11 protein-coding genes and 1 pseudogene are annotated in these 12,305 nt (G+C 61.1%); 4 read left to right on the top strand and 8 right to left on the bottom strand.

The annotated features are described in order from the left end of the window. Window positions 1-4: 4 nt before the first annotated feature. The 3 genes from ACCC96_RS23120 to cpaB form a co-directional block, all read right to left on the bottom strand. A complete protein-coding gene (locus tag ACCC96_RS23120) occupies window positions 5-1,285 on the bottom strand; it encodes a CpaF family protein (protein ID WP_413696999.1) in 1,281 nt (426 codons plus the stop codon). Continuing rightward, window positions 1,282-2,487, bottom strand: a complete 1,206-nt coding sequence (locus ACCC96_RS23115; protein ID WP_413696998.1) for an AAA family ATPase — start codon at window positions 2,485-2,487, stop codon at window positions 1,282-1,284. The genes ACCC96_RS23120 and ACCC96_RS23115 overlap by 4 nt, the downstream gene beginning before the upstream one ends. Before the next feature lie 86 nt (window positions 2,488-2,573). Then, on the bottom strand, window positions 2,574-3,506 hold the full coding sequence (gene cpaB / locus ACCC96_RS23110) for a Flp pilus assembly protein CpaB (RefSeq protein WP_258672270.1): 933 nt from the start codon (window positions 3,504-3,506) through the stop codon (window positions 2,574-2,576). Between the two features lie 326 nt (window positions 3,507-3,832). Here cpaB and ACCC96_RS23105 point away from each other — a divergent pair, with 326 nt between their 5' ends. After that, a complete protein-coding gene (locus ACCC96_RS23105; RefSeq protein ID WP_413696997.1) occupies window positions 3,833-4,030 on the top strand; it encodes a Flp family type IVb pilin in 198 nt (65 codons plus the stop codon). Window positions 4,031-4,116: 86 nt separating this feature from the next. After that, window positions 4,117-4,527: a response regulator gene (locus ACCC96_RS23100; protein ID WP_019651894.1), complete on the top strand. Its 411-nt coding sequence runs from the start codon at window positions 4,117-4,119 to the stop codon at window positions 4,525-4,527. A 55-nt stretch (window positions 4,528-4,582) separates the two neighbouring features. Here the strand turns inward: ACCC96_RS23100 and ACCC96_RS23095 are convergent, their stop codons facing one another. Further along, entirely contained in the window at window positions 4,583-5,437 is an 855-nt protein-coding gene (locus tag ACCC96_RS23095) for a MaoC family dehydratase (protein WP_413696996.1), read from the bottom strand. A 2-nt stretch (window positions 5,438-5,439) separates the two neighbouring features. Beyond that, complete coding sequence (locus ACCC96_RS23090; protein WP_413696995.1) at window positions 5,440-6,792, bottom strand: 3-oxoacyl-ACP reductase; 1,353 nt, start codon at window positions 6,790-6,792, stop codon at window positions 5,440-5,442. A 192-nt stretch (window positions 6,793-6,984) separates the two neighbouring features. Between ACCC96_RS23090 and ACCC96_RS23085 the strand changes: the two genes are divergently transcribed. Then, window positions 6,985-8,262, top strand: coding sequence for an acetyl-CoA C-acetyltransferase (locus ACCC96_RS23085; protein ID WP_413696994.1), 1,278 nt, complete (start codon window positions 6,985-6,987; stop codon window positions 8,260-8,262). Here the strand turns inward: ACCC96_RS23085 and ACCC96_RS23080 are convergent, their stop codons facing one another. Next, the gene (locus ACCC96_RS23080) at window positions 8,263-9,291 is read right to left on the bottom strand and encodes a bile acid:sodium symporter family protein (protein ID WP_413696993.1); all 1,029 of its coding nucleotides are present in this window, start codon (window positions 9,289-9,291) and stop codon (window positions 8,263-8,265) included. A gap of 84 nt (window positions 9,292-9,375) precedes the next feature. Between ACCC96_RS23080 and ACCC96_RS23075 the strand changes: the two genes are divergently transcribed. Next, window positions 9,376-10,167: an AraC family transcriptional regulator gene (locus ACCC96_RS23075; protein WP_413696992.1), complete on the top strand. Its 792-nt coding sequence runs from the start codon at window positions 9,376-9,378 to the stop codon at window positions 10,165-10,167. A gap of 116 nt (window positions 10,168-10,283) precedes the next feature. Here the strand turns inward: ACCC96_RS23075 and ACCC96_RS23070 are convergent, their stop codons facing one another. Further along, on the bottom strand, window positions 10,284-11,012 hold the full coding sequence (locus ACCC96_RS23070; RefSeq protein WP_370694720.1) for a methyl-accepting chemotaxis protein: 729 nt from the start codon (window positions 11,010-11,012) through the stop codon (window positions 10,284-10,286). Window positions 11,013-11,141: 129 nt separating this feature from the next. Next, window positions 11,142-12,230, bottom strand: a pseudogene (locus tag ACCC96_RS23065) (cache domain-containing protein); the annotation flags it as partial. Window positions 12,231-12,305 lie beyond the last annotated feature (75 nt).

Genomic DNA, 12,305 nt, shown 5'->3' with positions numbered 1-12,305 from the left:
ACCCTCAATACGCCAAGGGAGAGAGCGCCGACTCGCGACGCAGTTTGTCGCCGGCGGGGTTGGCCGCCTCGCGCAGAAAACCGCGGCCGGTGTGTCGGTCGAAGCGGAACAGGGTGTTGGTCACGTAGACGTCGTCACGAATACCGACGACCTCCACCACTTCGCTGACGCAGCGGCGGCCATCGGGCAGGCGCGTCAGTTGGATCACTACGTCCAGCGCCGCGCAAATCATTTGCCGCAGGGTGCGTTCGGCGATGAGCCGCCCGGTCAGGCCCACCAGTGTCTCCAGGCGCAACAGTGCATCCTGGGCGTTGTTGGCGTGCACGGTGCTCATGGAGCCGTCGTGCCCGGTGTTCATTGCCGTGAGCACGTCGACCACTTCGACGCCGCGAATCTCGCCGAGGATGATCCGGTCCGGGCGCATCCGCAGCGCGTTGCGAATCAGGTCGCTGGCCTTCACTTCGCCGTGGCCTTCGGCATTCGGCGGTCGGGTTTCCAGGCGCACCACGTGAGGATGGCCGAGCTGCAGTTCGGCGACGTCTTCGATGGTGACCAGCCGTTCGTGAGGGGCGATCAATTGGCTGAGAATGTTCAGCAGTGTGGTCTTGCCGGTGCCGGTACCGCCGCTGACCAGGATGTTGCAACGCTTGCCCACGGCCTCCTGAATGAACTCGAAGATCGCCTGGTCGATGGTTTGCATCGCCATCAGGTCCGTGCTTTTGAGCATGTCCTTGCGGAATTTTCGAATCGACAGGCATGGGCCATCGAGGGCGATCGGTGGAATGATCGCGTTGACCCGGCTGCCATCGGGCAGGCGTGCATCGACCATCGGTGAAGACTCATCGAGCCGTCGGCCCAGGGGCGCGAGAATCCGTTGCATGACCCGCTCGACATGGTGGTCGTCGATGAACCGCAGGTCACTCAGGTGCAATACACCATCACGTTCGACAAATACCCGGTGCGGGCCGTTGACCAATATCTCGGTCACCGCCGAGTCGCGCAGCAGCACTTCCAGCGGACCGAAACCGGTGAGTTCGTCGACGATTTCTTCCGCCAGCCGTTCCATTTCGTAGCGGGAAATCGCCAGGTGTAGACGGGCGATGTACTCGGCGACTTTGTCGGTGACGAACTGCGACAGCATGGGCCGCGAACCTTCCAGCAGGTTTTTTCCGGACTCTTCGATGGCGTCGATGATGTAGCGGTGCAGCACCAGTTTCAGGCCTTCGTGGTCGGTATTGCCGGTCGGCCCGTGCGAAGGCGCGCCGAAGAGTTTTTCCCCGCTCATTGCACGCCCCTCAACCGGTTGAACCAGCCGGCCTTGGGCTTATCCAGGCCTTCGGAGCGTTTGGCCAGCCGTTCGCCGAGGGTGCGCAGGCTTTGGGTCAGGCCCTCGCGTGGGGCCAGCTCGAACAGGCTCAGCCCCTGATTCTTGGCGTTGAGCCGCACTTCCGGGCTGTAGGCAAACACCGCGATCACCTCCATGCCGAAAGTTTTGCCCAAGGTGTCGGAGTCCGGTGCGATGCTGCGCAGGTAGCGGTCCACCAGCAACCTGGCGTGGTCGAGCTTCAGGCCCTTTTCGCGCCAGCGGCTGAGCACTTCAAGGTTGCGTCGGCAGTCGAGCACGTTCTGATCGGTGTACCAGAGCAACTTGTCGCAATGGCTGACGAAGGTGCGCAATGCTTCACTGTCCGACTGGCCGGTGAGGTTCACCACGATGTGCTGGAAATGTTGGCGCAAGGCACTGAGCAGCATGTACAGCTCGGCGGCGCTGGTCTGTTCGAGCGGTTCATCGTTACTGGCGTAGGCGAGGATTCGCAGCCCGGCGTCGCAGGTGGTGAAGGCGCTGTCGATCAGCGTTGCGTCGAGGCGCCTGAGGTGGCGCAATGCATCGCCGAAATGAAACGAACTCTCCAACCCCAGCAAGGCCAGGCTGTCGCCACGGGGCAGCCCCAGATCCAGCAACAGCGTTTGCTGGCCGCTCTTTTGCACCACGTACGCCAGGTGGTTGGCGAGCAACGCGCCGTCGCCGTTGCCCTGTACGCCGTAAAGCACGGTCAGGCCACCTTGTTGAGCCTGTTGGGTGTTCGGCGCCACGGTCGGCAGGCGTTTACTCAGGCGTCGCACCAGGCCGGCGACTTCACTGGACCGCGAGCCGTAAGAGACAAAATCCCGTGCTCCGGCGCGCATGGCATTGAGCACCAGTTGGTTGTCCATGCCATCGCCCAGGGCAACGATCGCCAGCATCGGTTTGGCTTCCAGGGCTCCCTCGATCAACGCGCTCTGGGCCACCACATGCTCATGGTCCAGGCCCACGAACACCAGGCTGGCGAAGGTCACGTCCACCAGTGTCAGGAGCTCGTCGAGGTTGCCGCCACCGGCGCTGATCACTCGGCCCAAAGGGGCGAGCGCCCCTTGCAGCCACTCCAAGTCGGTGTTGTTGCGTGTGATCGCGAGGAAGGTCTGGCTCAGGTTCTGGCTTTGGCTCATTGCGATAATCCGCCGTGTTTATCGACGTGGCCGTTTTCGAGGAAGTGCTGCGTGAAACATCTGCGCATGGAGAGTCCTCGCTCGATTCAGGGCGTTTGTTGGGTGACGGCATTGCCGCGAATGACTTCCACGCTCGGCTTGCGCGGTGCTGCGCCTCTGGGGGCGGGGGATTGTGGAGTGCCGGCCAGGGCCAGTTGACTGAACTGCACCAGTTCGCGGTTGGCGTTGGCCAGGCTCGCCGATGAGTCACCACGGCCGGCCCAGTATTGGCTCAGGCGTTGTTCCTCGGCGCTGCGCACAGCCAGACGCAAAACCCCGACCTGCGCCGCGAGCATCAGGCGGCTCAAGAGGGATTCAGGGACGGCGAGCAACACGGTGCGGGCGCTGGTGCGCAGTTGTTCCTGCTTGAGTTTCTCTTCATGGCTGAGTGCCGGGTTGGCAGGCTTGCCATCATTCGTCAGCCCCAACTGCTCGCCGACCCCGAGTACGCGCAACGCCGGGACCACGACCTGGGCCGACTGCTGGAGGTTGTTGGTGTCCATGCGCAGAAACAGCAGTACATCGACGTAATCGCCGGGGCTCAGTTGGCCGCCGACATTGATCACGTCATCCGCCGCCACGGCGAGGGCGCGTTCATCGGCGCGGATCATCCGCGCCAGCGTACCGCCGGCTTCGAAACTCTGATCATTGAGCCAGCTGCCGGCGGTGAGCGCGTGCCAGGGTGTACGGCCAATGGCTTGTTCGAGACGGGTCAGGCTGCCAACCGGGGCGGTACGCAGTTTTTCCAGGGTCACGTCGGCGGCGGTAATCTGCTCGAACGGTGCGATATCACGCAGCAGCACCACCACCGGTTGGCGAGTCGGGTCATCCACCGAGACCTGTATCGAGGGCGTTGATGTGCCGATTTGCGCGACAGGCTCGGGGGCCGGTTGGCGACTCAGCGCCAGCCCCCAGTAACCGGCAATGATGGCGCCTGCCAGGAACAGCCCGGCCAGGCCCAGGGTGACGCGGCTGTTCATGAAGGCCTTCTCCCTTTCCTGCGCGTAACGCCCCCAAGAGCTCTAACGAGATGACTTCGCAATCAGGCAGTCATGAGCGTGGGACTATTTCGCTATTTGACGGTAGCGCAGGTAAAGCAAAATGCCATCATTGAGCGGTAAATATCTGACAAAAGTAACGGGTTGATGCCCAAAGTACTGTTTTGTGACGTTAATCAACCGGTTACTGCTTAAGTATTAATGCGTTCTTACAGTTGTTGGGCATGGGTTTGCCGACAATGCTGATGCTGGCATATGGGAATCATGTTGCAGCCATGCAACATTCGCTGTCACTCAGGAGACATGCCATGTCCTTCACTAAAACGCTTCAGAAGATCAAATCCCACATCGCTTTTTACAAAGACCTTGCCAAGGACACCGAAGGCGCTTCGGGCATCGAGTACGCGATCATTGCAGGCATGGTGGCACTCGCGCTTGCGGCGTTTGTGACACCCATCTCCACGAGGGTCACCACATTGTTTACCGCGCTTCAAAACGCGCTTTGACTTGACTGCTGTGCATGGGCAGTCATTTGCCAATCCCGTCAAGGGCTTCTAACGTCAAGGCTTAGTCTATTGCAGGTGTTACCCCCATGAACGCTCCAGCCCTCCCTCGGCAACAGCTTCTTCTGGTCGATGATGAGGAGGATGCGTTACTGGAACTGGCGGAGTTGCTGGAGGGCGAGGGCTTTACGTGTTTTACGGCAACGTCGGTCAAGCTCGCCCTGCATCATTTGACTCGTCATCCTGATATTGCGCTGGTGATTACTGATTTGCGGATGCCGGAGGAAAGCGGCATTTCGTTGATCAAGCGTCTGCGTGAGCATACGGCTCGTCAGCATTTGCCGGTGATTGTGACGTCGGGGCATGCGGATATGGAGGATGTGAGTGACATGTTGCGCTTGCAGGTGCTGGATCTGTTTCGCAAGCCGATCTATCACGTGCGGTTGTTGGAGACGTTGAACAATTTGTTTCCTCAGTCTCGGGGAGTGGTTAGCTCCTGATTTAGGGTCAAGATCTTTTGATTTTGGCGGTCCGACAGCCGGACAGTGCCGATAATCAGGCAACCGGTCGCCACAGCCCCACCATATGCTCGATCTCCCCGGCACCCATCAACTGAAAATCCCCACTGGACCCCGCCGCGCTGGACATCAGCGTCACCTCGCTGGGCAAACGCACCGGTTTTCTGAACTGCACCGCAATCTCGACGTTGGCCGTCGGCAAATGATCGCTCAGGGCTGCCAGGGTGCGCGCCTTGTTCCACAGACCATGGGCGATGGCGCTGGGGAAACCGAAGAGTCTGGCGCTGATCGCGCTCAGGTGAATCGGGTTGTAGTCTCCAGACACTTTGGCGTATCGGCGACCAATGTCCGCCGGCGCTTTCCAGTGGGCTGCCTCGGTCAGCGACAGCGCTGGTGCAAAAACATCTTCGACAGGCTCGCCTGCCAGTTTGACCCCGCGACAGAGCATCTGGCTTTCGGCTTCCCACAGCAGCCCCAACTGGTCGTCGAGCGTCGTCACTAACTCGAACGTCGCGCCCTTGGCATGGGGTTGCAGGTTCTGCACCTTCACGCTGACCCGCACGCGGCTCACGCCACCCATGGGGCGCAAGATGCGGATGCGATTGCTCAAGTGAATCAGCCCCAGCAGCGGGAACGGAAATGCCTTGGCGGTGAGCAGTTGCATCTGCAAGGCAAACGCCAAAATGTGCGGATATGTCGGTGGCAGCAGCCCGTTGTCGGCGAAACCACACACTTTGCGATAAGCCTCCAGGCGTTTCGGATCGACGTTGACCCAACAGTGATAACCCAGCTCAGGCAGTGCGGTGCCGGTGATTTTGCGTCGCGTCGCCGCTCTCAAATACAGCGTCTGCAGGCCCGGTTCGCTATTGAGTGTGTGCCAGTCGGTGGTCATGGTCAGGCTCCCAACACGCTTTGCCCGCACACGCGCAGCGCTTGCCCGGTAAACGCTCCGGTGCCCGGTTGTGCCATCCAGGCCACGGCTTCTGCGACGTCTTGCGGCAGGCCGCCCTGGCCCAACGAACTCAAGCGCCGCCCGGCTTCGCGTACGCCGAAGGGCAGGTGCGCGGTCATCTGGGTTTCGATAAACCCTGGTGCCACCGCGTTGATGCTGATGCCGCGCCCTGCCAGCAGTGGCGCCCAGGCCTGGGCCAGGCCAATCAGCCCGGCCTTGCTCGCTGCGTAATTGGTTTGCCCGCGATTGCCGGCGATGCCGCTGATGGACGCCAACAGGATCACTCGGCCGTCGTCGTGCAGGGTGCCGCTGTCGAGCAGCGCCTTGGTCAGCACTTGCGGCGCGTTGAGGTTGACCGCCAGCACCGCGTCCCAGAATTCCGGGGTCATGTTGGCCAGGGTTTTATCCCGGGTGATGCCTGCGTTGTGTACCACGATGTCGACGCCGTCCGGCAAGTGTTCGATCAGTTGCGTGGCGGCGTTTTCGGCGCAGATGTCCAGAGTGATGCTGCGCCCGCCGAGGCGCGCGGCCAGGGCGTCGAGATCGGTTTTGGCCGGTGCCACGTCGAGCAGGATCACCTCGGCGCCATCGCGGGCCAGGGTTTCGGCGATCGAGGCGCCGATGCCCCGGGCTGCCCCGGTCACCAGTGCCTTGCGCCCTGACAAGGGGCGTGTCCAGTCCATCACCTGCGTCGCACACGCCTTCAAACGTATGACTTGTCCGGAAATGAAGGCACTTTTGGGCGAGAGGAAAAACCGCAACGAGCCTTCGAGTTGATCTTCTGCCCCTTCGCCGACATAGATCAGCTGCAAGGTGCCGCCATTGCGCAGTTCCTTGGCCAGCGAACGGCTGAACCCTTCCAGGGCCCGTTGGGAGCTGGCGGCGAACGGGTCGCTCAAGGTCTCCGGCGCGCGACCAAGAATCACCAGGTGCGCATGGTGATCGAGGTTTTTCATCAGTGGCTGGAAGAACTCGCGTAGCTGTTTCAGCTGATCGACCTGCACCAGGTCACTGGCGTCGAACACCACGGCTTTGAGTTTCTGGCCGAGGCCGGGAATCCACGCGGTGCCCAGGGTCGGGTCGGTGCCGTAGCTGTAAATCGTGTCGGTCAAGCGGTTGGCGAGGGTGCTGATTTTTTCCGTCAGCGGGCCACCGCCAATCAACAGCGCCCCCTCGACAGGCCGCAATCGGCCTGCTTGCCAGCGTTCCAGCCGTACCGGCGACGGCAGACCCAGGGCACCGACCACACGATGGCCGATGGACGAATTGGCGAAGTCGATATAGCGGTCAGACATGAATCACGCTCCAGAAGCCGGGGTTAAAAGTGTGGACCAGGAATGGCAATTAGTCGTTCGATCCACGAGATAAGGCCTACGCTTGAACATTGCAGGTTGGTTTGAGCTTGGGTTTAGCAGGTCTTTCAGGAATTGCAGCCCGCTCCCACAGGGATGTGTGTTCACCATTGACTATCAGAAGGAGCTTTTTTCATGACTCAGCTGCGCCGCGTCGCGATTATCGGTGGTAACCGTATTCCTTTTGCCCGGTCCAACGGGCCGTACGCCACTGCCAGTAACCAGGCGATGTTCACCGCAGCGCTGGAAGGCCTGATCGAGCGCTATAACCTGCACGGTGTTCGCATGGGCGAAGTGGCGGCCGGGGCCTTGCTCAAGTATTTGCGTGATTACGGCCTGACCCGCGAATGCGTATTGGGCTCGCGGTTGTCGCCGACGACGCCGGCCTACGATATCCAGCAAGCCTGCGGTACGGGGCTGGAGGCGACGTTGTTGGTGGCGAACAAAATCGCCCTGGGGCAAATCGAATGCGGCATTGCCGGCGGTGTCGACACCGCCTCGGACGTACCGATCGGCGTCAACGAAGACTTGCGCAAGATTCTCTTGCAAGCCAACCGTGCCAAAAGCACCGCCGACAAACTGAAAACCTTCCTGCAATTGCGTCCCCGACACCTGATCCCGGACTTCCCAAGCATCGGCGAGCCGCGCACCGGCCGGTCGATGGGCGAACACTGTGAATTAATGGCCCAGACCTGGGGTATCCCGCGTGACGAGCAGGATCGGTTGACCCTCGAAAGCCATCAGAAACTGGCGGCGTCCTACGCCGAAGGCTGGCACAACGATCTGATGACGCCGTTCCTCGGCCTGACCCGGGACAACAACCTGCGCCCGGAGCTGACCCTGGAAAAACTCGCCTCACTGAAACCGGCCTTCGAGAAAAGTGCCAGGGGCACCCTGACCGCGGGCAACTCCACGCCACTCACCGATGGCGCGTCGGTGGTGCTGCTGGGCAGTGAGGAATGGGCGAAGGAGCGCGGTTTGCCGGTGCTTGCCTATTGGCGCGATGGCGAGGCGGCGGCGGTGGATTTCGTCAACGGTGCCGAGGGGCTGCTGATGGCACCGGTGTATGCGGTGCCGCGATTACTGGCGCGCAACGGCCTGACCTTGCAGGATTTTGATTACTACGAAATCCACGAAGCGTTTGCCGCGCAGGTGCTGTGCACGTTGAAGGCCTGGGAAGATCCGGAGTACTGCAAAACCCGTCTCGGTCTCGACGCGCCGCTGGGCTCCATCGACCGCAGTCGCCTTAATGTCAAAGGCAGTTCACTGGCCGTCGGGCATCCGTTTGCCGCCACCGGTGCGCGCATTGTCGCCAACCTGGCGAAGCTGCTGGACGCGGCGGGCAAGGGCCGAGGGTTGATTTCGATCTGCGCCGCCGGCGGTCAGGGCGTGACGGCGATTATCGAGCGCTGATTATTGAGGGCTGAGCACTGCCGCATTTTGCTGCGCGGCCAGTTGCCGGTTGCGGTTGGCGTAACCCTCGGCCATCACCGAGCACACGATCAGCTGCAACGGGTGGTAGATCATGATTGGCAGCAGGATCAACCCAAGGCCGGGGTTGGCGCCGAAGATCAGCGCCGCCATCGGCGCTCCGGCCGCCAGGGATTTTTTGCTGGCGCAGAACACCGCGGCGATCTCATCGGCGGGGCTGAATTTCAGCGCGTGGGCGGTGCGGGTGGTCATCCACAGGATGATCGCCAGCAGAATCGCACTGCCGATCAGCGCCGTGAGAATCACGCTATTGCCCTGTTGCTGCCACATCCCCGAGACCATCGAGTTGCAGAACGCCGAGTACACCAGCAGCAGGATCACCAGTTTGTCGGCGATGTTGGTGTAGCGCTTGTACCGGGCGAAAATTTTTCCCAGCAACGGCCGCAATAATTGCCCAAGCACCAGCGGCAACAACAGCATCGCGCACAGATCGAGCAGGGTTGAACCCAGGTCGATGCCGCCAGCGCCGCTGCCGACCACGAAACTCACCAGCAACGGTGTCAGGAAAATCCCCAGCACGCTGGACAGGCTCGCGTTGAGAATCGCCGCCGGTACGTTGCCGCCCGCGCTGCCGGTCAGGGCCACGGACGAAGAGATGGTCGAGGGCAGGGCGCAGAGGTAGAGGAAACCGAGCATCAGCAACGATGGAATGTGTGAGCCCAGCAGTGTGTCGCTCAGCAGCCAGATCAACGGAAACACCGCAAAGGTGAAGGCTTGGACCATCACGTGCAGCTTCCAGTTTTTCAGCCCGTGGCGGATCTGCTCGCTGGAGAGGTTGACCCCGTGCAGGAAGAACACCAGGAACACGCCGATGTTGATTACATACTCAGCGTGCATCCCGCCGCCGGTAGCGCCGAAGGTCGGGAAGAAATACGCCAGCAGGGTGGCGATCAGCATGCCGCACAAGAACCAGTCGGTGACCACGCGTTTGAGGTGTTTGAAGGCATGCATAACCGGCACCGAATCCATTTGTAAGAATTGATGACTTAGCCTAACGTCGGCCCTATCAGCCGTCTTGCGACATAAGGCCAATCAATGCCGACTAACGGACAACTTACCCTCGAGCGGACCATCCCGGCGCTGACGGTGTTGCCGCGTCCGTTGTATGCGCGGGCGGAAAGCCTGAACGCCGGTTCGTGGACGCCGCCTCATCGTCATGATTGGGTGCAGTTTTCCTACGCCATCAGCGGTGTTCTCGGCGTGCACACCGCTGAGGGCAGTTTCTTTGCGCCGCCGCAGTGGGGCATCTGGATTCCGGCGGATCTCGAGCATCAGGTCGTGACCTCGATGCGTGCCGAAATGCGCAGCCTGTACGTGCGCCGCGAGGACTGCCAATGGGCGGACGGGCGTTGCCGGGTGCTGGAAGTCACGCCATTGGCCCGGGAGCTGATCAAGCGCTTTTGCCAGTTGCCGGTGGAGTATCCACAGGGCGACAGTCAGGAGGCGCGATTGGTGGGCGTGCTGCTGGATCAGTTGGCGAGTCTGCCGGAGGTTGGGTTTTCCTTGCCGTTGCCCCGGCATGAGCGACTGCTGGGTTTGTGCAACGAACTGATCGAAAGTCCCGAGTGCACGGTGACCTTGCAGGAATGGGCCGAGCGTTTGGGCACGTCGGAGAAAACCTTGATGCGGCTGTTTCAGCGCGAGACCGGGCTGAGCTTCCGCAGTTGGCGGCAGCGCATGCGGCTGCTGTCGTCGTTGAGTTTGCTGGAGGAGGGGGACAGCGTGACCAATGCCGCGCTGTCTTGCGGGTATGACTCGACGTCGGCGTTTATTGCGGCGTTCAAGGGGTTGTTCGGGTTTACCCCTGGTGAGTTGTTCAAGCAGTAACACTGCTAAAAGATCGCAGCCTGCGGCAGCTCCTACAAGGGATCGGCGTACACCCTGTAGGAGCTGCCGAAGGCTGCGATCTTTTGATCTTATCTTTTGATCTTGTCCTTTGATCCTCAGGTTCTAAACCGGCGAACCAACCCATCCAGCTCATTCGACAACCCTGCCAGGCTCTGAGAATCCAGGCGCGCCGAGTTTGCCAATTCCGCCACCAACTGCGCATCGCCATGAATCTGGCTGATATGCCGATTGATGTCCTCGGCCACCTGATGCTGTTCCTCAGCCGCCGTGGCGATTTGAGTATTCATGTCACGAATCACATCCACCGACTCACGGATCTGCCCGAAGCTGCTGCGCGCTTCACCGATGCGGGTCACCGATTGCTGAGACACCTCCAGGCTCGCATGCATCTGCTGTGTTACCTGACTGGTGCGCTTGGCCAGGTTGCCCAGCAGGCCGTCGATTTCCGCCGTGGAATCGGCAGTGCGTTTGGCCAGGGCGCGAACTTCATCCGCCACCACCGCAAAGCCACGACCCTGTTCACCGGCCCGGGCTGCTTCGATGGCCGCGTTCAGGGCCAACAAGTTGGTCTGTTCGGCGATGGAACGGATGGTCCCGAGGATCGACTGAATGTCGTTGCTGTCGCGCTCAAGCTGTTGCATCGATTGTGCCGACTGTTCGATTTCCTGGCTCAAGCGATCGACACTGCTCACCGCGGCATCGATCTGCTGCTGGCCTTCACGGGCCTGGCGCTGACCGCTGTCGGCCGACTCGGCGGCCTGGCTGCAAGAGCGCGCGACTTCGTTGGCGGTGGCGACCATTTCGTGGAACGCCGTGGACACCATGTCCACCGCTTCACGCTGACGCCCGGCGGCTTCGGCCATGTCGCTGGACACTTGGGTCGAACTCTTGGAGGTGGCGAGGATCTTGGTCGCGGCGCCGCCGATGCTTTGAATCAGGTTGCGGATCGCCGCCAGAAACTGGTTGAACCAGTTGGCCAGTTGCGCGGTTTCATCGCTGCCACGGATGTGCAGGTTCTTGGTCAGGTCGCCTTCGCCCTGGGCGATGCCTTCCAGACCGCTGGCCACGCTGCGGATCGGCCGCACGATCAGGCTGGCGAAACTGGCGCCGACGATGGCGAAGAACACCGCCAGTACCGCCGCGATGATCGCGATCAGCCAGGTCAGTTGAGTGGCCGAGCTCATCACGTCGGTCTGCTTGATCAGGCCGATAAAGGTCCAGCCCAGTTGCTCCGACGGCCAGACGTTGGCCATGTAGCGCTCGCCATTGAGCTCAACCTCTACCAGCCCTTTGCCGGCCTTGCCGAGTTGCGCGTAACCGTCGCCGAGGCTGCTCAGTGCTTTGAAATTGTGTTCCGGCTGCTTGGGATCGACCAGTATGGTGCCGGTGTTTTCCACCAGCATCAGGTAGCCGGTTTCGCCGAGTTTGATCTGTTTGACGATTTCAGTGAGCTGCTTGAGCGTCACGTCGATGCTGACCACGCCGCCATTGCTGCCCAGTTTGTTATCGATGGTGCGCACGGTGCTGACGTAGGTCGCGTCATCCTGGGCCCAGTAATAGGCCTCGGTGCGAAGCGGCTTGCCCGGCTTGGCCTGGGCCGCCTTGTACCACGGGCGCTGGCGCGGGTCGTAATTGCTCAGCTTCGCATCGTCCGGCCAGGACACGTAACCGCCCGCCGCCGTCCCGAGAATCGCGTAGGCGTAGGCCGGGTGGCTGTTGCCAAGGTCCTGGAGGAGGGCGAAGACCTTCTTGTCCATTTCGCCTTGGGGAATGCTCTCGGCGTTGGCACTCATGTAGGTCTTGAGGCTGTCGTCGGAGTTCTTGATCAGCGGTTGGGTCGCCAGGTAGTCAACGTTCTGGCTGATGCCATCAAAGAACAGCTGCATGGCATTGCTGACCTGACGAATCTCGCGGCCACTGCCGTCGACAAAATTGTCCTTGGCATCACTGCGCAAGTTCAGCACGACGAGGGTGGCGACCAGCACCACGGGCAAGCAGGCGATGATTGCAAACGCCCAGGTCAACTTCTGTTTGATGTTCATCCGCGCTCCAGTTTTTCTTGTAGGCCCACGCAGTACTGATGACTCGCGGATTATTGGCAGCCGAAAACGTTTGAT

Origin of the sequence: Pseudomonas sp. Pseusp11 (assembly GCF_047304405.1) — a bacterium.
GTDB lineage: Bacteria > Pseudomonadota > Gammaproteobacteria > Pseudomonadales > Pseudomonadaceae > Aquipseudomonas.
This window is presented reverse-complemented; position numbering and strand designations above follow the sequence as displayed.

Coding starts and splice junctions, on each gene's coding strand:
- ACCC96_RS23120 (WP_413696999.1), bottom strand. CDS start 1,285: ATGAGCGGGGAAAAACTCTTCGGCGCGCCTTCGCACGGGCCGACCGGC.
- ACCC96_RS23115 (WP_413696998.1), bottom strand. CDS start 2,487: ATGAGCCAAAGCCAGAACCTGAGCCAGACCTTCCTCGCGATCACACGC.
- cpaB (WP_258672270.1), bottom strand. CDS start 3,506: ATGAACAGCCGCGTCACCCTGGGCCTGGCCGGGCTGTTCCTGGCAGGC.
- ACCC96_RS23105 (WP_413696997.1), top strand. CDS start 3,833: ATGTCCTTCACTAAAACGCTTCAGAAGATCAAATCCCACATCGCTTTT.
- ACCC96_RS23100 (WP_019651894.1), top strand. CDS start 4,117: ATGAACGCTCCAGCCCTCCCTCGGCAACAGCTTCTTCTGGTCGATGAT.
- ACCC96_RS23095 (WP_413696996.1), bottom strand. CDS start 5,437: ATGACCACCGACTGGCACACACTCAATAGCGAACCGGGCCTGCAGACG.
- ACCC96_RS23090 (WP_413696995.1), bottom strand. CDS start 6,792: ATGTCTGACCGCTATATCGACTTCGCCAATTCGTCCATCGGCCATCGT.
- ACCC96_RS23085 (WP_413696994.1), top strand. CDS start 6,985: ATGACTCAGCTGCGCCGCGTCGCGATTATCGGTGGTAACCGTATTCCT.
- ACCC96_RS23080 (WP_413696993.1), bottom strand. CDS start 9,291: ATGCATGCCTTCAAACACCTCAAACGCGTGGTCACCGACTGGTTCTTG.
- ACCC96_RS23075 (WP_413696992.1), top strand. CDS start 9,376: ATGCCGACTAACGGACAACTTACCCTCGAGCGGACCATCCCGGCGCTG.
- ACCC96_RS23070 (WP_370694720.1), bottom strand. CDS start 11,012: ATGGTGTCCACGGCGTTCCACGAAATGGTCGCCACCGCCAACGAAGTC.